The sequence below is a fragment of the Pseudothioclava arenosa genome (assembly GCF_002358085.1).
In the GTDB taxonomy this organism is placed as follows: Bacteria; Pseudomonadota; Alphaproteobacteria; order Rhodobacterales; family Rhodobacteraceae; genus Pseudothioclava; species Pseudothioclava arenosa.
Genome location: NZ_NTJD01000011.1, coordinates 1 through 18,811, shown reverse-complemented (window position 1 = coordinate 18,811; position 18,811 = coordinate 1). Strand labels below are relative to the sequence as shown.

Annotated in this window: 19 protein-coding genes and 1 pseudogene; 9 read left to right on the top strand and 11 right to left on the bottom strand. The window is 65.9% G+C overall.

What is annotated here, in order from left to right; genetic code table 11:
* The first annotated feature begins 150 nt into the window (after window positions 1-150).
* Window positions 151-912, top strand: coding sequence for a potassium channel family protein (locus CLN94_RS12885; protein WP_096434360.1), 762 nt, complete (start codon window positions 151-153; stop codon window positions 910-912).
* A 217-nt stretch (window positions 913-1,129) separates the two neighbouring features.
* Window positions 1,130-2,176, top strand: coding sequence for a Hint domain-containing protein (locus tag CLN94_RS12880; protein WP_096434359.1), 1,047 nt, complete (start codon window positions 1,130-1,132; stop codon window positions 2,174-2,176).
* 10 nt (window positions 2,177-2,186) lie between these two features.
* Here the strand turns inward: CLN94_RS12880 and rimO are convergent, their stop codons facing one another.
* The 3 genes from rimO to CLN94_RS12865 are packed head-to-tail and all read right to left on the bottom strand — an operon-like array spanning window position 2,187 to window position 4,833.
* On the bottom strand, window positions 2,187-3,605 hold the full coding sequence (gene rimO, locus CLN94_RS12875; protein ID WP_096434358.1) for a 30S ribosomal protein S12 methylthiotransferase RimO: 1,419 nt from the start codon (window positions 3,603-3,605) through the stop codon (window positions 2,187-2,189).
* Window positions 3,606-3,660: 55 nt separating this feature from the next.
* Window positions 3,661-4,215: an NYN domain-containing protein gene (locus CLN94_RS12870; RefSeq protein ID WP_096434357.1), complete on the bottom strand. Its 555-nt coding sequence runs from the start codon at window positions 4,213-4,215 to the stop codon at window positions 3,661-3,663.
* A gap of 15 nt (window positions 4,216-4,230) precedes the next feature.
* Entirely contained in the window at window positions 4,231-4,833 is a 603-nt protein-coding gene (locus tag CLN94_RS12865; RefSeq protein WP_096434356.1) for a GcrA family cell cycle regulator, read from the bottom strand.
* A gap of 363 nt (window positions 4,834-5,196) precedes the next feature.
* On the opposite strand from CLN94_RS12865, the gene CLN94_RS12860 reads away from it, so the two are divergent.
* Together CLN94_RS12860 and argF are read left to right on the top strand one after the other, a co-directional pair.
* Window positions 5,197-6,384 (top strand): aspartate aminotransferase family protein, encoded by a 1,188-nt coding sequence (locus tag CLN94_RS12860; RefSeq protein WP_096434355.1) that lies wholly within the window; start codon window positions 5,197-5,199, stop codon window positions 6,382-6,384.
* Between the two features lie 71 nt (window positions 6,385-6,455).
* A complete protein-coding gene (gene argF, locus CLN94_RS12855; protein ID WP_096434354.1) occupies window positions 6,456-7,382 on the top strand; it encodes an ornithine carbamoyltransferase in 927 nt (308 codons plus the stop codon).
* 152 nt (window positions 7,383-7,534) lie between these two features.
* Here the strand turns inward: argF and hrpB are convergent, their stop codons facing one another.
* Together hrpB and CLN94_RS12845 are read right to left on the bottom strand one after the other, a co-directional pair.
* Entirely contained in the window at window positions 7,535-9,985 is a 2,451-nt protein-coding gene (gene hrpB / locus CLN94_RS12850; RefSeq protein WP_096434353.1) for an ATP-dependent helicase HrpB, read from the bottom strand.
* Window positions 9,986-9,992: 7 nt separating this feature from the next.
* Window positions 9,993-10,736 (bottom strand): DUF3108 domain-containing protein, encoded by a 744-nt coding sequence (locus tag CLN94_RS12845; protein ID WP_245845243.1) that lies wholly within the window; start codon window positions 10,734-10,736, stop codon window positions 9,993-9,995.
* A 131-nt stretch (window positions 10,737-10,867) separates the two neighbouring features.
* Here CLN94_RS12845 and meaB point away from each other — a divergent pair, with 131 nt between their 5' ends.
* Window positions 10,868-11,854, top strand: a complete 987-nt coding sequence (gene meaB, locus CLN94_RS12840; RefSeq protein WP_096434351.1) for a methylmalonyl Co-A mutase-associated GTPase MeaB — start codon at window positions 10,868-10,870, stop codon at window positions 11,852-11,854.
* A 173-nt stretch (window positions 11,855-12,027) separates the two neighbouring features.
* Here meaB and CLN94_RS12835 read toward each other — a convergent pair whose 3' ends face one another.
* From CLN94_RS12835 to CLN94_RS12820, 4 genes are all read right to left on the bottom strand, one after another.
* Window positions 12,028-12,555: a copper chaperone PCu(A)C gene (locus tag CLN94_RS12835; protein WP_096434350.1), complete on the bottom strand. Its 528-nt coding sequence runs from the start codon at window positions 12,553-12,555 to the stop codon at window positions 12,028-12,030.
* Between the two features lie 36 nt (window positions 12,556-12,591).
* The gene (locus CLN94_RS12830) at window positions 12,592-12,945 is read right to left on the bottom strand and encodes a hypothetical protein (RefSeq protein WP_096434349.1); all 354 of its coding nucleotides are present in this window, start codon (window positions 12,943-12,945) and stop codon (window positions 12,592-12,594) included.
* Window positions 12,946-13,085: 140 nt separating this feature from the next.
* Window positions 13,086-13,373, bottom strand: coding sequence for a 50S ribosomal protein L28 (gene rpmB, locus CLN94_RS12825; protein ID WP_096434348.1), 288 nt, complete (start codon window positions 13,371-13,373; stop codon window positions 13,086-13,088).
* A 244-nt stretch (window positions 13,374-13,617) separates the two neighbouring features.
* Entirely contained in the window at window positions 13,618-14,307 is a 690-nt protein-coding gene (locus CLN94_RS12820; protein WP_096434347.1) for an NAD-dependent deacylase, read from the bottom strand.
* A gap of 21 nt (window positions 14,308-14,328) precedes the next feature.
* Between CLN94_RS12820 and CLN94_RS12815 the strand changes: the two genes are divergently transcribed.
* Window positions 14,329-14,772 (top strand): low molecular weight protein-tyrosine-phosphatase, encoded by a 444-nt coding sequence (locus CLN94_RS12815; protein WP_096434405.1) that lies wholly within the window; start codon window positions 14,329-14,331, stop codon window positions 14,770-14,772.
* Between the two features lies 1 nt (window position 14,773).
* Here CLN94_RS12815 and CLN94_RS12810 read toward each other — a convergent pair whose 3' ends face one another.
* A complete protein-coding gene (locus CLN94_RS12810; RefSeq protein WP_096434346.1) occupies window positions 14,774-15,082 on the bottom strand; it encodes a hypothetical protein in 309 nt (102 codons plus the stop codon).
* A 241-nt stretch (window positions 15,083-15,323) separates the two neighbouring features.
* A complete protein-coding gene (locus CLN94_RS12805) occupies window positions 15,324-15,512 on the bottom strand; it encodes a heavy-metal-associated domain-containing protein (protein WP_096434345.1) in 189 nt (62 codons plus the stop codon).
* Window positions 15,513-15,653: 141 nt separating this feature from the next.
* Between CLN94_RS12805 and CLN94_RS12800 the strand changes: the two genes are divergently transcribed.
* From CLN94_RS12800 to CLN94_RS14165, 3 genes and pseudogenes are all read left to right on the top strand, one after another.
* Complete coding sequence (locus tag CLN94_RS12800) at window positions 15,654-16,481, top strand: cation efflux transmembrane domain-containing protein (RefSeq protein ID WP_245845242.1); 828 nt, start codon at window positions 15,654-15,656, stop codon at window positions 16,479-16,481.
* Between the two features lie 98 nt (window positions 16,482-16,579).
* Window positions 16,580-18,379 carry a translation elongation factor 4 gene (gene lepA / locus CLN94_RS12795; RefSeq protein WP_096434343.1) on the top strand — a complete coding sequence of 600 codons (1,800 nt, stop codon included), beginning with the start codon at window positions 16,580-16,582 and terminating at the stop codon, window positions 18,377-18,379.
* A 96-nt stretch (window positions 18,380-18,475) separates the two neighbouring features.
* A pseudogene (locus CLN94_RS14165) lies at window positions 18,476-18,811 on the top strand (hypothetical protein); the annotation flags it as partial.

Genomic DNA, 18,811 nt, shown 5'->3' with positions numbered 1-18,811 from the left:
GCGGCAGCTCGGCTCAGTCACTTCGAAATCGAGAGCTGAAGCCGTAAAAGGAGCAGATCGTCGAAAGATAGCGTTCGCGCCCCCCCATTGACAGCTTATGGCCAGAAGGGCAAGGAAATTCAGACATGGGCACCAAGATGTGAGGTGGGAATGCTGGGTAAGATCCGCGCCCTTTACGAAGGTTCGTCCCGGCGGGCGCACGCGTTTCGCTACGGTATTCTGGCCTTCGATCTGGTCACAATCGCCTTCGTCATCGTCACCTCCTTCTTTCCGCACACGGTGGCCGTCGAGATCGTCGACGCGCTGATCGGCCTTGTGATCGTCGCCGATTTTACCGCGCGCTTCGCCATCTCGGACCACAAGCTGAAGTTCTGGACGCGCCCCGCGACGCTGGCGGATCTGGTGGCGATGGTGTCCTTCCTCGCGCCGATCGCGGGCGAGAGCTTTGGCTTCCTGCGGGTGCTACGCACGCTGCGGCTCTTGCACACCTATCAGTTGCTGTCGCGGCTGCGGAAAGACTTCGTGTTCTTCAGCAAGCATCAGGATGTGATCCTGGCCGGCATCAACCTCGGGGTTTTCCTCTTTGTGATGACCGGGCTGATCTATGCCACGCAATTCGGCCGCAATGACGACATCAAGAATTACGCCGATGCGCTTTACTTCACGGTGACGACGCTGACCACGACGGGGTTTGGCGACATCACTTTGCATGGCACGACGGGGCGGTTGCTGAGCGTGGCGATCATGATCTTTGGCGTGACCCTGTTTTTGCGTCTGGCGCAGGTGCTGTTTCGCCCTACCAAGGTGCGCTACGAATGCAAGACCTGCGGGCTGAGCCTGCACGACGCCGACGCGATCCATTGCAAGCATTGCGGCGCGACGGTGCATATCGACACCGAAGGGTTGTATTAACCCCGTCATTCGCCCGCACAGGGTTGTGCTCGCGCGGATTCGTGACGTGATATCCGCGACTTACGAGTCACACTGGCCCAATTTTCGTGCATCTGCGACTTGCGATCCGTTAAGGAGTGTTCCTAGAGTCTTGACGTAGGGGCATGGCGCCTTGCGCGCGCTCCAACGCAGGGCTCGCCGTGTGAGGGTCAGCCGTGCGCAAGGAGGTTTGGCGCTTATGGCGACGTATGAGTTCGATTTTTATCTGGTGAGCCCCTATAACGCGGGCTTCGTTGCCTCCGTTGGCGCAAGTTTCGTCTATACCGGCCCGGCCACCGCCGAAGGCACGATGACGCTGACGGACACCGAGGCCGGTGGCGAAGGAACGGTGCTCGACGATAACGTCGCCAATGATCAGGAGCTTGCGGTTGCGACGCTCAATAACGGCACGACCACATATACCGATGTGCCGATCAGCGCCGACGCCGCCTGGACCCTTTACGATCCGATCGAAGACCGGACCTTCGAGGTTGTTCTGCTATCGGTCGACGTGCCCAAAGGCGGGAGCCTCAGCTATCTTCTGAGCGAATATCCACTGGTTGCGGGCCGCACCTATGAGGTCGTCGCCTTCCACAACCAACCCGATTACGGCTCGGGGACGCCGGTTTTCACCTATGAGGATTACGTCTGTTTCGCCGCGGGCACGCGTGTGGAAACGCCCGACGGCTGGCGCGCGGTCGAAGAGCTCGCGCCGGGCGATCTGGTCTGCACCCGCGATGACGGTCCGCAGCCGATCCGCTGGGTCGGTTCGGCCCGCGTCGGGGCATTGGGCGAGGCCGCCCCGATCCGCATCGCGCCGGGGGTGTTCGGCAATGCGCGCCCGCTTCTGGTGTCGCCGCGCCACCGGATCTTGCTGCAGGGCTGGCAGGTTTCGCTGGTGACGGGCGCCGATGAAGTTCTGGTCGCCGCCAAGGATTTGATCGGGTTGCCGGGCGTTGCCGTGCGCCGCCGCCTCTTTGTCGACTATTTCCACATCCTGCTCGATCGTCATGCGGTGCTGAACGCCGAAGGCGTGCGCGCCGAAAGCTTCCATCCCGGCCAGATGAGCGAGGAATACCTCTCGCCCTCCGACATCACCGAGATTGTCGCGCTGTTCCCGGCGCTTGCGACCTCTTTCGAGGCCTATGGCCCGGCCGCGCGGATGAGCCCGCGCAAGCCCGAAGCCCGGCTGATCGTCAAGATGATCGCCGACGAGGGCGCGCGGTCCCGCCACATGGTCGCCTGACCGAGGCGGCTTAGCCTTCGCTGACGAGGCTGCCCCAGAGGTCGTATTCCGAGGCCTCGTCGACCTCGACCGTCACCATGTCACCGGGTTGCAGCTCTTCGAAGCCCTCGTCGATGAACAGGTTGCCGTCGATCTCGGGCGCATCCGCCTTGGTGCGGCAGGTGGCGCCTTGCTCGTCGATCTCGTCCACGATCACCTGCTGGATCGAGCCGACCTTGGCCGCCAGCTTCGCCTCGGAAATCGCCTGCGCACGCTCCATGAACCGCTCCCAGCGGTCCTGTTTCACCTCGGCGGGCACATGGTCGGGCAGGTCATTGCTGCGCGCGCCCGCGACGTTTTCATACTGGAAGCATCCCACGCGATCGAGCTGCGCCTCGTCCATCCAGTCGAGCAGGTATTGGAACTCTTCCTCCGTCTCGCCCGGATAGCCGACGATGAAGGTCGAGCGCAGGGTGATCTCGGGGCAGTCGCGGCGCCAGGCGGCGATTTCATCAAGCGTCTTCGCCGAGGCCGCGGGCCGCGCCATGCGCTTGAGCGTATCGGGATGCGCATGCTGGAACGGGATATCCAGATAGGGCAGCACCAGCCCCTCGGCCATCAGCGGGATCAGGTCGCGCACATGCGGATAGGGATAGACGTAATGCAGCCGCACCCAGGCCCCCGAAGGCTGCGCCAGCTTGCCCATCTCGCGCGCGAGATCGGTGATATGGGCGCGCACCTCGCCGTCTTGCCACGGGCTCGTCGCGTGCTTGCGATCGACGCCGTAGGCCGAGGTATCCTGCGAGATCACCAGCAGCTCGCGCACGCCCGCGTCGATCAGCTTCTCGGCCTCGCGCAGGACGGCATGGGCCGGGCGGCTGACCAGTTTCCCGCGCATGTCGGGGATGATGCAGAACTTGCAGTGGTGGTTGCAGCCCTCGGAAATCTTCAGATAGCTGAAATGCCGGGGCGTGAGCTTGACGCCCGTCGCCGGCAGCAGATCGACGAACGGATCGGGTGCGGGCGGCGCGGCCAGATGCACCGCGTCCAGAACCTGCTCGTATTGCTGCGGCCCGGTCACCGCCAGCACCTTTGGGTGCACGCCGGTGATATACTCGGGCTCCGCGCCCAGACAGCCCGTCACGATCACCTTGCCGTTTTCCTGCAGCGCCTCGCCGATCGCCTCAAGGCTTTCCGCCTTGGCGCTGTCGAGAAACCCGCAGGTGTTCACGATCACCGCATCGGCGCCCTTGTAATCGGGGCTGATCGCGTAGCCTTCGGCGCGCAGCCGGGTCAGGATGCGCTCACTGTCGACCAGCGCCTTCGGGCAGCCAAGGCTCACCATCCCCACCTTCGGCTGACCGGGGCGGGCGACATCCTCGATCCGCGCTTGCGGCGCAAGATCGGGGCGGAGATTGGGCGGGTTCAGGCTGGACGGATTCTGGCTCATGGCGCGGATATACACGGGCAGAGCGGTTCGGGGAAGGTGCGGCGAGCGGGGCCGTTCAGGGCAGGTCCAGCCACAATTCTCCGTTCCGATAGCCGCCCCGGATCAGATGGCCAGGCTTGGCCACCTCGGGGTATGTTTCGGCCCAGTCGCGGTAACGATCATTGGTGACGACCCGCGCCCCCAGATCGCGTGCGGCGGCCAGGATCAGAGGATCGGCAGGCGTGCCCTTGGGCACGACTTTCACCTGACCTCTGGTTAGGCCCAGCTGGCGGCTGAACGTCTGATCATGTTGATAGCGCCCTGCCAGCTTGTAGCCGGCATTCGCGTCAAAGATCACCTTGGGGTGAAGCCCCTGCTCGCCAAGGCTGACCAGCACCTCGCGCAGGGTGCCGATGTCGGCGGTCCTGTCTTTCCAGTGCATTACATTGGAGCCATCGATCACGACCCAGGTCTTCCGCCCGAGGAGCGCGCGATACGCGAGCAGCAGCAGAAGCAGGCTTGCGAATGCGGCCGGGCCCGCCAGCAGGATCAGGTCAGAAAATTGAGGCAAGGTCAGCGCCGCTGCGACCCCGGCCAACGATACCAGTAGCAGGATCAGCGGCGCGACCATCCGGTGGTCCGGCCCTTACCGCTTGCGGTCGCGGCGCGAGGACATCGGCTGGAAGGCCACGCCCACATGCGCCTCGCAATAGGGTTTGCCGGGCTGCGAGGGCAGGCCGCAGAACCAGAAATCCTCGGTCGCCGGGTCGCCGATCGGCCATTTACAGGTGCGCTCGGTCAGCTCCATCAGGCTGAGCTTGCGGGCGCGTTTTTCCACCTCGCCGACCTTGGCCAGCGCCTCGGGGCTGATTTCATTGGCCGAGGGCTGCGGCGGCAGCGGCTGGCCTGCGGGCACGATCGCCTTGCGCAGGGGCTGCGGCGCGGCGGGGGCCGCGGCCACCGGCTGGGCGGCGGGCTTCGCGGCCTCGGCTTCTGCGGCGGGCTCGGGTTTCTTGGCTTCGGCCTTGGCGGGTTTCTTCGCTTCGGGCTTCGCGGCGGCCACCGGTTTCGCGGGTTTCGCCGCCGGTTCGGGCGTGCCGCCTGCGCGGTTCGACAGGCCCAGACGATGCACCTTGCCGATCACCGCGTTGCGGGTCACGCCGCCCAGTTCCTTGGCGATCTGGCTCGCGGACTGGCCCTCGGACCACATCTTCTTGAGCAATTCGACGCGTTCATCGGTCCAGGACATGGGATTCCTCTTGCATGGCGGGCATCGACCGCGATGGGCGGCTGCCGGGTGATCCCCATTCTACCCCGGGGACATGACGAGATACAAGTTGGCAGGCCGGATTTCAAGGCGCTCCGGCGGGCCGAAACCGGCCTTGGCCCAAATCCGGCTTTACTTTCACGCCGATCGGGCGTATTCGCCGCGCCATGATCAAACGGACCGCCCATATCGCCCGTCCCCGACGTCGCCGCACCCGCGCCTGACGTCCGATCTGCCGTGGCCTTTCGCCACATCTTTTTCCAAACTTCCTGTGCCCTTGGCCCAAATTGTTGACAGAGCGCCTGCCCTGTTGCACCCCTTGGCCTTCCACTTCCGGAGCAAGTCATGATCACCACCGTTCTGCCGACCTATAACCGCGCGCCCCTCGCCTTCGTGAAAGGCTCCGGCTCCTGGCTGGAGACGGCGGATGGCACGCGATATCTCGACCTTGGCGCGGGTATCGCGGTGAACGTGCTGGGCCATGCCGCGCCCGAGCTGGTCGCGGCCCTCGCGGGTCAGGCCGAGAAGCTCTGGCATGTCTCGAACCTCTACCACATCCCCGAGCAGCAGCAGCTCGCCGACATGCTGGTGGAAAAGACCTTTGCCGACACCGTGTTCTTTACCAACTCGGGCACCGAATGCGCCGAACTCGCGGTGAAGATGGCGCGCAAATACTGGTCCGAGAAAGGCCAGCCTGAGCGCACCGAATTCCTCTGCTTCGAGGGCGCCTTCCATGGCCGTTCGACCGCCGCGATCGCTGCGGCCGGGTCGGAAAAGATGGTCAAGGGCTTTGGCCCGCTGATGCCGGGCTTCCGGCAGCTGCCCTGGGGCGACCTTGACGCGGTGCGCGCCGCGCTCACGCCCGAAACCGCCGCGATCTGGCTTGAACCCGTGCAGGGCGAGGGCGGCATTCGCACGGCTTCGGACGCATTCCTGCGCGGCCTGCGCGAGATCTGCGACGAGACCGGCACGCTCCTGATCTTCGACGAGGTGCAATGCGGCGTCGCGCGCACGGGCAAGCTCTTCGCGCATGAATGGGCGGGGGTGACCCCCGACATCATGATGGTCGCGAAGGGCATCGGCGGGGGGTTCCCGCTGGGTGCGGTGCTGGCCACCGAAAACGCGGCTTCGGGCATGGTGGCGGGCAGCCACGGCTCGACCTATGGCGGCAACCCGCTGGGCTGCGCGATCGGGGCGAAGGTGCTGGAGATCACCTCGGACCCGGCCTTCCTCGATGCGGTCAGCGCGAAATCGGCGCGGCTGCGGCAGGGGCTCGAGGCGCTGGTCGCCGCCCATCCCGACCTTTTCGAAGAGGTGCGCGGCGTCGGGCTGATGCTGGGGCTCAAGTGCAAGCCCGCCTGCCAGGCTGCCGATTTCGTCAAGGCGGGCTACGGCCAGCATATCCTCACCGTACCCGCCGCCGACAATGTCGTGCGCCTTCTGCCCGCGCTGAATATCCCCGAGGCGGATCTGGCCGAGGCCCTTTCGCGCCTTGAGGCCACCGCCCGATCGCTCGAGGCGCCCGCCGCCTGATCGCTTGCCATTTTGACCACGGGGCCGAGGCCGGAGGCCGCTCCGCCCGCCCTGACAGAAAGACCAGACCGATGACCAGTTTTCTCGATATCCACAAAACCTCGCCCGAAGACCTGAGGGGCATGATCGACGCCGCCCGCGCGATGAAAGAGGCCCGCGCCGGCCGCCCGCGCGGCGCGCTCGATGACGACCAGCCGCTGGCTGGCCGCATGGTCGCGCTGATCTTTGAAAAGCCCTCGACCCGGACCCGCGTCAGCTTCGACGTCGGCGTGCGCCAGATGGGCGGGCAGACGATGGTGCTCTCGGGGTCCGACATGCAACTTGGCCACGGCGAGACCATCGCAGATACCTCCCGCGTGCTCTCGCGCTACGTCGACCTGATCATGATCCGCACCTTCGAGGAGGAAACCCTTCTTGAGATGGCCGAATACGCCACCGTGCCGGTGATCAACGGTCTGACCAACCGCACCCATCCCTGCCAGATCATGGCCGACATCCTGACCTACGAGGAACACCGCGGCCCGATCGCCGGCAAGAAGGTGGTCTGGTCGGGCGACGGCAACAATGTCTGCGCCTCCTTCCTGCATGCGGCGGGGCAGTTCGGCTTTGACCTGACCTTCACCGGCCCGCCCACGCTCGACCCCGAGCCCGGCTGGATCGAGTTCGCCCGCGCGAAAGGCGTGAAGGCCGAGATCGAGCGCGATCCGGTCAAGGCCGTGACCGGCGCCGATCTGATCGTCACCGACACCTGGGTCTCGATGCACGACCCGGAATCCGCGAAAGAGCGCCGCCACAACCAGCTGCGCCCCTATCAGGTGAACGAGGCGCTGATGGCGCATGCGAACCCCGACGCACTGTTCATGCATTGCCTGCCCGCGCATCGCAACGACGAGGCGACCTCGGAAGTGATGGACGGCCCGCATTCGGTGATCTTCGACGAGGCAGAAAACCGCCTGCACGCGCAAAAGGCGATCATGCGCTGGTGCCTCGGCGTCTGATCTTACCGACAGGGCAGGGGGCTCTGCCCCCCGCTGCTTCGCCGCTCCCCCCGGAGTATTTCGGGCTCGATGAAAGCAGGCGTTTTCCCTTTCACTGAGCGGTAAATACTCCGGGGTGAATTTTGCCGCAGGCAAAAGAGGGGCAGCGCCCCTTAGGTGCCCCTCGGTTTCGCGCGCAGCGTCGGGTCGGCCTCGCGCGGGTTTTCGGGCCAGGGGTGGCGCGGGTAGCGCCCGCGCATGTCCTTGCGCACATCGGCGTAGCTGCCATCCCAGAACCCCGGCAGGTCCATCGTGACCTGAATGGGCTTTTGCCCCGGGCTGAGCAGCGTGATGCGCAGCGGCAGGCGTTTCGGGCCCACCGTTGGGTGGCTTGTCACGCCGAACATTTCCTGCAGGCGGATCTCGATCCCGGGCGCCTCGCCGCCGTAGTCGATCGGCACGCGCCGCCCGAGCGGGGTTTCGAAATGCGCGGGCGCGAGGCGATCCACCAGTTTCATCTGCTCCCAGTCAAGCGCGCTGCGCAGCGGGGACAAGAGGTCGAGGTTGCGCAGATCGGTCTCGGTGCGCTTGCCCGCAAGATGCGGCAAAAGCCAGTCTTCGGCGCGCGCCAGAAGCCCGGCATCGGTGAAATCGGGCAGCTCGGCGCCTTGCCCGCGCAGCAACTCGACGCGGGCTTGCAGGCGGCGCGCGGCGGCGGAGAAGGGCAGGCCGAGCTGGCGGATGCCATCGAGCGCGCCTTGCGCCAGCGCCTCGGGCGGCGCATCTTTCCAGACCCGGTCATCGAGCACCAGCGCGCCGAGTTTTTCCTGCCGTCGCGCAACCACGCGGCCGTCGCGTTTGGACCATTCGCAGATGTCGTGCCAGCAGATCTGATCGGTGAAAAGCACGCGCAGCTCAGCCTCGGAGATCGGGGTGCCTTGCCGGATACGCGCCTCGCGGGTGTCGCCATCAAGGTCGGTTGCCACCAAGAGCCGCGCGGCGCCGAGCGGATCGCCCTCGGCCACCAGCGCCCCCTTGCCGCCCGACAGGATATAGCGCGGCTGGTCGCCCTTGCGGCGCAGCCCGATCCGGTCGGGATAGGAGAGCGCCGCCATGCCTGCGGGATCGGGCGGGTCGGCGACGGGGCGCACCAGCCGTTCGAGGCGCTTCGCCTCGGTACGGATGCGTTCGATCGTGCCGCGATGGGCGGGCCAAGGGTGGCGGGCCTCGTAGGCCTTGGGGTTCGCGATCGCCGCCAGTCGCAGCGCCAGATCGGCGGGTGCGCCGCGCAGCGGGTCGCGTTCGGCCAGAAGGGCGGCGAGGGGGGCGGACGTGGGGCCGGCGGTGACCAGCATATGGCCAAGGCGCGGGTGTAGTGGCAGCGCGGCCAGCGCCCGCCCGTGGGGGGTAATTCGCCCGCCCTCGTCCAGCGCGCCAAGGCCGCGCAGGACCGCGCGGGCCTCGGCCAATGCGGGCGCGGGCGGCGGCGTGAGGAAGGCCAGATCCGATCCGTCCGAGCCCCAGAGCGCCAGCTCCAGCGCCAGCCCCGACAGGTCGGCGACCTCGATCTCAGGCGGCGCGAAGGCGGGGAGGGCGCCCTCTTCGCCACGCGTCCACATCCGGTAGCAGGTGCCCTCAGCGACGCGCCCGGCGCGGCCCCGACGTTGCTCGGCCTCGGCGCGCGAGACGCGCTCGGTCACCAGCCGCGCCATCCCCGAGGCCGGATCAAAGCGCAGCCGCCGCGCGCGGCCCGCGTCGATCACCACGCGCACGTCCTGAATGGTCAGCGAGGTCTCGGCGATGGCGGTCGCCAGCACGATCTTGCGGCCTGACGGCGCGGGTTCGATCGCGGCGCGCTGGGCGGCGAACTCCATCGTGCCGAACAGCGGCCGGATGGCAACCTCGGGGCCGAAGCGACCGGCCAGCATTCCCTCGACGCGGCGGATTTCACCCTCGCCGGGCAAAAAGACCAGCACGCCGCCCGTCGTTTCCGCGACGGCCTGCGTGATCAGCCCGGCCACGGCCGCCTCGAAGCGCATCGAGCGATCCACCGGGCGATCTAGCCAGCGGGTTTCAACGGGAAAGGCGCGCCCCTCCGACACCACGACCGGCGCGCCGCCCAGAAGCGCCGCCACGGGTTCAGCATCGAGCGTGGCCGACATCACCACGATTTTCAGGTCGTCGCGCAGCGCGCCGCGTGCCTCCCATGTCAGCGCGAGGCCGAGGTCGGCGTTCAGAGAGCGTTCGTGGAATTCGTCGAAGATCACGCAGCCGACGCCCGACAGCTCGGGGTCGGATTGCAGCATGCGGGTCAGGATGCCCTCGGTCACGACCTCGATGCGGGTGGTTTTTGAGGCTTTGGCCTCGCCGCGGATGCGGTAGCCGACGGTTTCGCCAACGCGCTCGCCCAGCGTCTCGGCCATGCGTTCGGCGGCGGCGCGCGCGGCCAGACGGCGCGGTTCGAGCATCACGATCCTGCCCGTGACTTCGGGCAAGAGAGCCAGCGGCACGCGTGTCGTCTTGCCCGCGCCGGGCGGCGCCATCAGCACGGCAACGCCCTCGGCCCGCAGGGCAGAGATCAGGCCGGGCAGGGCCGCGTCGATGGGCAGGGCGTTTCGAGTCACGCCGCCCTTATCGCCGTTTCAGCCGCCCATTTCCATAGATCGTCTCGGTCGCGATCTCGATCACGCGCAGCCGGTTGTCGGCGGTGGGCTCGTAGGTCAGGGTAAAGGCCATCGAGGTCTTTTCGGCCATGTCCTTCGGGTGGAACCCGCCAAGACGGCGGTATTCCCCTGCGCAGATCACCCGCTTGCCCTCGGCCTTGGGCTCGAAGAGCTTCACTTGCGTGCGGCGCGCGCCATCGAACATCTGCGCCGAGAACTTGCAGGCCTCGTCGCGGTCAACCTCGCGCAGCACGGCGTAAAGCGCGCTCAGCGGGTCAAGCGTGCCAGCCTGGTCCTCGATCGCCACGTCGAACTCCTTGGGCTTGCGCTCGGGGGTCTGGCTGACCTTCACCGGGCGCCCGGCCTCGTAGAGCATCTCAAACACCGACTCGCGCTTGGGCGTATCGGCGGTTTCGGTGTATTTCGCGGGGACGAAGCGGGTGTTCTTGGTGCCGACAACCGTCGCGGTGTAGCGGATCTTGCGCATCATCCCGACCAGCCCGGTGGTTTCCAGAACCCCGGCGGCGGAATAGGCCTTGCCATCGCGCGTCGCATTGATCTTGAGCTGACCGGCGGTGATGCCCTTCAACTCGACATCGAAGGCGATTTTCTCGGCTTCGCCGGCCTGCGCCGACACCGCGCCAAGGCCGAGCGCAAGGCTCAGCCCGAGGGCCATCACGGGGCGGGGCACTCGAAATCGGATACGCGACACCTGGGTCTCCTTAACAAAATCCCGTCAGCACTGGACATACACCGCCCCGAGCGGGCAAGAAACCGAAACGACTTCACGTTTGGTGACAGCTTCGTCATCTTGCGGCACAGCGAAACGACCACGAGGCCCGAATGACTGCCCATCTTCTTCCCGACATGGCCCAGAAAATCCTTGCCGGAGACCGCCGTGCGCTGGCGCGGGCGATCACGCTGGTGGAATCGGGGCGGGCGGATCACCGGGCGCAGGCGGCGGAGCTGTTACACGAACTGGCCAGATCGGGGCGGCAGGCGCTGCGGATCGGGCTGTCGGGCACGCCGGGTGTGGGCAAATCCACCTTCATCGAGAGCTTCGGCATGCAGCTGACGGCGCAGGGCCTCAAGGTGGCGGTGCTGGCGGTCGACCCGAGCTCGGCGCGCTCGGGCGGCTCGATCCTCGGCGACAAGACCCGGATGGAGCGCCTCTCGCGCGATCCGAACGCCTTCATCCGCCCCTCGCCCTCGCAGGCGCATCTGGGCGGCGTCGCGCGGCGCACCCGCGAGGCGGTCAGCCTGTGCGAGGCGGCGGGCTTCGACGTGATCCTGATCGAGACCGTGGGCGTCGGCCAGTCCGAGACGCTGGTCGCGGAAATGACCGACCTGTTCATCCTGTTGATGGCGCCCGCGGGCGGCGACGAACTGCAGGGCGTCAAGCGCGGCATCATGGAAATGGCCGACATGATCCTTGTGAACAAGGCTGATGGCGACCTCAAGCCGGCAGCGATGCGCACGGTGTCGGACTATGCCGGGGCGCTGCGGCTGTTGCGCAAGCGTCCGCAGGACCCCGAGGGTTTCCCCAAGGCGCTGCCGGTCTCGGCACTTGAGGAAAACGGGCTGCAAAAGGCCTGGGAAGACATGACCACGCTGGCCGCCTGGCGCCGCGAGAACGGCCATTTTGAGGCGCGCCGCGCCGCGCAGGCCCGCCACTGGTTCGAAACCGAGGTGCGCGAGGGGCTTCTGGCGCGGCTCAGCTCCGACCCGGCGATCCGCGCGCGGATGACGGAACTGGGCGATGCCGTCGCCGCGGGTAACGCCGCCCCCGCCGCCGCCGCGCAGGAAATGCTCGCGCGACTGGGCGCCTGACACTCCTCGCCAGAATGCAAGAACCGCCCGCCGATCGCTCGGCCGGGCGGTTTTCTGTTGGTGTCCCCGCCGCCGGCCCCACGAGGGCACGAGGGCCCCTGCGCGGCGGGGATATCCCTGATCCGGGTCGGAGCGGGCCAGCCGGGAACCCGGCCCCCTCCGCCTGTGGGAGTTTAGTGTTGATGCTGGTGCATTGGCTCCATTCCGTCCGGAGCCCCCTTCATGTCCTGCATCTGCGCGCCATTCATCGGCATGCCGCCCATTGCGTTGCCGCGATTCAGGTCGACCGGGATTTCGACCGGGATATCGCCCGCTTTCGCAAAGGTCAGCGTGACATTGATGATGTCGCCTTCGTTTACCTGTTCGTGCAGACCCATGAACATCACATGGTCCCCCCCGCGTTGCAGCATATGCGTGCCACCGGCCGGAATCGGGAATCCTTCCGGCACGGCGACCATCTGCATGGCGCCATTGCTGCCTTGCTGGTGGGTATGAAGCTCCACCCGGGCGGCCACATCGGAGCGCACCGCGATGAGCTGGTCATCCTCGGAGCCCGAATTGTGGATCGCCATGAAGGCCGCTCCCGATTTCGACATCGCCGTCGAGACCCGGGCAAACGGGGCCTCAATGGTGATTTCGGCATAAGCGGGGAGCGCAATGGTGAGCGCGGCTGCGCCCAGAAGCATCTTGAGAGGGGTCATTATTGGTCCTGATCTGACAAAGGTATCTGCGAAGGGTCAGGCCAGGGTCGGGGGCGCGCGGGCGCGCGGTGTGGGGGCCCAGAGGGCGCCGGCCAGTTCGACGACGGGCGCCTCGACAGCGCGGGTAACGGTTTCGGGACGCGTGAAATCCGGTACCGGCGTGTCGAGCGCCGCCATCATGGCCAGAACCATGTCCGGGCAGAGATGAACCGGCCCTGTCGGGTCACCGTTCTCGTCGACCGAGATCGTGGTCACCCCGTAGCCGGTGCAGATCACAATCTCGCCGGCGATGCGCGTCTGGCCCCGCGCGACCGCCATCGTCAGGCTGGTCAGCGCGAGCGTCACGGCCATCACGGCCGCAAGAAAGACGCGTGCAAACTTCCGGTTCATGCCTCGCAGAATAGCGGGCGATTCGTCGCTCCGACACGACTAAAATCAAGTGCCCCGCCGGGCCGTCTTCACGAAATCGTCAGCTCAAACGCAAAAACCCCGCCGGGGGCGGGGTCCTCACGCAGGCGAAACGCTGTGGATCAGGCGGCAGCCTGAGCCTTGGCGATCGCTTTCTTGATCTTCAGAGCCTTGTCCGACAGCTCGACGTCCTTGGCTTTCGCCAGGAAGGCATCGAGGCCACCGCGGTGGTCGACCGAACGCAGACCGTGCGCCGAGATGCGGAGCTTGAACGACTGGCCCAGCACGTCCGACATCAGGGTGACTTCATTCAGGTTCGGCAGGAAGCGGCGACGCGTCTTGTTGTTCGCGTGGCTCACTTTGTTGCCCGTGGTCGGGCCTTTGCCGGTCAGTTCGCAGACGCGCGACATGGCATCAATCCTCGTTTCCTCGGGGCGCCTAGAATCGCCCCTCTCTCCAACACACACGGGCGCCGCGATCGGCAGCGCCCGGAAATCCGTTCGCGGGGGATAAGGGGAAAGCCCGCGCGCGTCAAGCGATTCATCTCACTTTTCGCGCCCCCGCCCCGGCTTTTATCCGAGCCCCCCGCTTTCATCGAGCCCAAAATACTCCGGGGGCCGAGGCTTGCCTCGGCGGGGCAGAGCCCCTCCGCCCTCAGCCCAGAAGCTCGCGCACCCAAGCCGGCACCACCTCGGTCGCGGGGCCGTGGCGCGCTTCGTCGAACATCCGCGTGCCGGCCGAGGGCTCAAGGTTCAGCTCCAGCGTCGGCACGCCCGCATGCATCGCGTCCGCCACGAAGCCCGCCGCCGGATAGACATTGCCCGAGGTGCCGATCGACACGAAAAGATCCGCGTCGCGCAGCGCGGTCCAGATTTCCTCCATCCGATACGGCATTTCGCCGAACCAGACGATATCCGGGCGGGTCGCGGGGCGGGAGCAGGCGGGGCAGGGGTCTTGCGGGCGCATCTCCGGAGGCGCGGGCCAGCGGTGGCCACAGGCGTGACACAGCGAGCCGGTCAGCGTGCCGTGCATGTGGATCACGTTGCGCGAGCCGCCCCGCTCGTGCAGGTCGTCGACATTCTGTGTCACCACCAGAACACTATGGCGCCTGTCCGCCTCCAACTCGGCCAGCGCGCGGTGGGCGGCGTTGGGCGTGGCCTCGGCGGCAGCCTTGCGGCGCATATTATAGAAGCGCTGCACCAGCGCGGGGTCGCGCATCCAGCCCTCGGGCGTCGCGACATCCTCGATCCGGTGTTCCTCCCAAAGCCCGTCCGAGGCGCGGAACGTCCGGATCCCGCTTTCGGCCGAAATTCCCGCGCCCGTCAAAATCACGATCTTGGCCATCGCCGCCCCCTTCATTATCATATCTTCATGCGTATCCTGTTTCTCTGTCTAGGCAATATCTGCCGTTCGCCCGCCGCCGAAGGCGTGACCCGCGCGCTGGCCGCACAGGCGGGGCGCGACTGGAGCTTCGATTCGGCGGGCACCGGCAACTGGCACGCTGGCGAGCCGCCCTATGGCCCGATGCAGGCCGCCGCCCGCGCGCGAGGCTATGACCTGAGCGAGCTGCGCGCGCGTCAGATCACGCGTGCCGATTTTGCCCGCTTCGATCTGATTTTGGCGATGGACGGGCAGAACCTGCGCGATGCCGAGGCGCTCCGCCCTGCTGCGGGCGGGGCCGAGCTGCGGCTGTTCCTGCAGGATGCAAAAGGGCCGGAGGATGTCCCCGACCCTTATTATACGCGTGACTTCGACGGCTGCCTCGACCTGATCGAGGCGGGGGCGCGGGCGCTCCTGGCGGCGCGCTAGCTCAGCGGTTGCAGAGCGCTTCGGCGGCCTGCGCGAAATCCTTGTAGCGCAGCCAGAAGCTTTCGTCCGAAGACCGATCCGACTGACGGACCTTCTGCGCCTCGTCCGGTTCCTTGAAAAAGGCCGCGGCGCGTCGCTGGTCGGAACCCGAAAGCGTCATGTCTGCAACTTGCTGGATGCAGCCGCACAAGGCGCGGTCGCCGGTGCGCCCGGCTTTCATGCAGGCGCTCTCGATTGCGCCGGCCGAGGCCATGGAGGTGCCCGCAAGGCTCGCGCCAAGGCACAGGGCTGCCATTAGGGAAGTTTTCATTGCTCTGCCTCTCACCTGCGGCAGGGTGCGTGCCCTGCCTGCCAATTAGCCGGGATTCTAGCAGATTTTGCAACGCCCGGCAATTCTCCGGGCGGAATTTTGCCAAGCAGGCAAGGCGCTTGCGCGCGGTGGGCGAGCCTTGGTGGTCGCTGGCGCGGCCATCGCAATATCTGCGATACCGGTCGCGCGCTCCCGCGCGGCGGAACGCTCCGCGGGGGATATTTTTGGCAAAATGAAAGCCTTACTCGACGACTTCAGCCGGGTAGCCCGCGGCCTTGAGCGCGGCAAGGACGGTCGCCTCGGGCAGGCCGCCAACCTCGACTTCGCGGTCTTCGAGGAAAACCTCGGCCTTGCCGCCGACTTCCTCGATGGCGGCTTCCACGGCCTTCTTGCAGTGGCCGCAGGTCATGTTCGGGATCGAAAGGATCATCGCGCTCTCCTGATCTGGTGAGAAATGATGTGCGGCGCGAGCGGCCAAAGGTCAAGCCGGATTGGCGCGGGAAAGGGCGAAGGCTTGCCCCGCTGGCCGGGCTGGCCTAGTGCTGAGCGAGGTTTGCAGGGTGGGGCGGCGATGAGCGCATCGGTACGATATCAGGTCACGGGAATGGATTGCCCCTCTTGCGCGGCCAAGGTGCGCGCGGCGGCCGTTTCTGCGGGCATCGAAACGGCCGAGATCTCGACAACGACGCAGATCCTGAGCCTGCCGGTCGCTGTGGATGATGCGCGCCTGCCCGAGGCCGAGCGCGCGATCACGGCGGCGGGGTATCGGCTTGACCGGCTGTCCGCAGCGACGGACGAGGCGCAACCCCATCATCTGACCCCGGCCTATCGCCGAGCGCTATGGATCGTGATCGTGCTCAACCTGGGCTATGGCGGGATCGAGATGGTGGGCGGCTATCTGACCGGCTCGCAGGCGCTCAAGGCGGATGCGCTGGATTTCTTCGGCGATGGGCTGATCACCTTGCTGGGTCTGGTCGCGATTGGCTGGAGCCTGGTCTGGCGGGCGCGTTCGGCGCTGATGCAGGGGCTGTTCCTTGGAGTGATGGGGCTGGGCGTGATGGCCGCGACAGGCTACCGGCTGTTCATCGGGCGCGAGATCGACGCGGGTGTAATGGGGCTTCTTGCGTTCATTGCGCTGGGGGTGAACCTCGGGGCGGCCTGGGTGCTCATGCCGCATCGGGAAGGGGACGCCAATGCCAAGGCGGTCTGGCATTTCTCGCGCAATGATGCGTTGGGCAATGCTGCGGTCGTGGTTGCGGCGGGCCTCGTCGCACTGAGCGGTTCGCGCTGGCCCGACCTGATCGCGGCCTTCGCGATCGCGGGGTTGTTCCTGCAATCGGCCTGGGTGATTCAGCGCGATGCGCGCCACGAGCTGCGCCGGATCGCCGCCGCGCGCTGAGTCATTGACACAGGGCGCTCAGGGCCTTTTGCGCAAAGCATCCGGCGCCCCATCAATCCCCCTTCCCGGCCTCCATTTTCCCCTGTATACGCGCGCCCATGACCGAGCTTGATCACATCCGCAATTTCTCGATCGTGGCGCATATCGACCACGGTAAATCCACCCTTGCCGACCGTCTGATCCAGCTGACGGGGACGGTGGCCGAGCGCGATATGAAGGCGCAGCTTCTCGACTCGATGGATATCGAGCGCGAGCGCGGCATCACGATCAAGGCCAACACCGTGCGGATCGAATATCCGGCCAAGGACGGGCAGACCTATGTGCTCAACCTGATCGACACGCCCGGCCACGTCGACTTTGCCTATGAGGTCAGCCGCTCGATGCAGGCGGTCGAAGGCAGCCTGCTGGTCGTCGATGCCTCGCAGGGTGTCGAGGCGCAGACGCTCGCCAACGTCTATCAGGCGATCGACGCGGGCCATGAGATCGTGCCGGTTCTGAACAAGATCGACCTGCCCGCCGCCGACCCCGAGGCGGTGAAGGCGAATATCGAGGATGTGATCGGCATCGACGCCTCGGACGCGATCCCGATTTCGGCGAAATCCGGACTTGGCATTCCCGAAGTGCTCGAAGCCATCGTGAAGCGTCTGCCCGCGCCCAAGGGCGACCGCAACGCGCCCCTTAAGGCGATGCTGGTCGACTCGTGGTACGACCCCTATCTCGGCGTCGTCGTGATGATCCGTGTGATGGATGGCGTGATCAAAAAGGGCGACCGGATCAAGATGATCCAGACCGGCGCGCTTTATGGTGTCGACAAGCTCTCGGTTCTGAAGCCGCAAATGGTCGATATCGCCGAGCTGGGCCCGGGCGAGATCGGCGTGCTGACCGCCTCGATCAAGCAGGTGCGCGACACCCGCGTGGGCGACACGATCACCCATGAAAAGAAACCTTGCGACAAGGCCCTGCCGGGCTTCAAACCCGCCCAGCCGGTGGTGTTCTGCGGCCTGTTCCCGGTCGATGCGAACGATTTCGAGGATCTGCGCGACGCCATCGAAAAGCTGCAACTCAACGACGCCTCGTTCTCCTCGGAGATGGAGACCTCGGCGGCGCTGGGCTTCGGCTTCCGCTGCGGCTTCCTCGGCCTCTTGCACCTCGAGGTGATCCGCGACCGTCTGGAACGCGAATATGACCTCGACCTGATCACCACCGCGCCCTCGGTCGTGTTCAAGCTGCACATGAAAGACGGCGAGGTGCGCGACCTGCACAACCCCGCCGACATGCCCGACCTGACCTATGTCGACCATATCGAAGAGCCGCGCATCAAGGCCACGATCATGGTGCCCGACGATTACCTCGGCGATGTGCTGAAGCTCTGTCAGGACCGCCGCGGCATCCAGATGGACCTGACCTATGCCGGTTCGCGCGCGATGGTGGTCTATGACCTGCCGCTGGCCGAGGTGGTGTTCGACTTCTACGACCGTCTGAAATCGGTCACCAAGGGCTACGCCAGCTTCGACTACCAGATCACCGGCTACCGCGAGGATCACCTCGTGAAGATGTCGATCCTGGTGAATGACGAGCCGGTCGACGCGCTCTCGATCATGGTGCACCGCGACCGCGCGGAATCGCGGGGCCGGGCGATGGTCGAGAAGCTGAAAGACCTGATCCCCCGCCACATGTTCAAGATCCCGATTCAGGCGGCGATCGGCGGCCGCGTCATCGCCCGCGAGACGCTCTCGGCGATGCGCAAGGACGTGACCGCGAAATGCTACGGCGGCGACGCGACCCGTAAGAAGAAGCTGCTGGAAAAGCAGAAAGCGGGTAAGAAGAAGATGCGCCAGTTCGGCAAGGTCGAGATTCCGCAATCGGCGTTTATTGCGGCGCTCAAGATGGATGACTAAGTTACATGTCAGCGGGGCTGACATGTAGGAAAGCCCCGCCACGGCGGGGCTTTTTGTTTCCTGTGGCTGTTTTGCTCAGAGAATTGCGGGGATTTTATGGAAGAAATGGATTGGTCGAAGCTGCTCAATACTAGCTTGTTGTCGGACGAAAAACGTTCTGAGGCCGAAGACAGGCCGAATTATGCGCAGGATTACGACAGGCTGGTTTTTTCGGCGCCCCTGCGGCGCTTGGCGAACAAGACGCAGGTGCATCCTCTTTATGCGGACGACCACATCCATCACCGCCTTATTCATAGCATCGAGACGGCATTGTTGCAGAAAGGCGGCTTGAGGCGTGACTTCCCCTTTCCCCTTCATGTTCAGGGCACGCGTACGATCTCGGCGGTGCCGAGGGCATTGAAGCGGTTGATGAGTGCGACGCGGATGTGGATT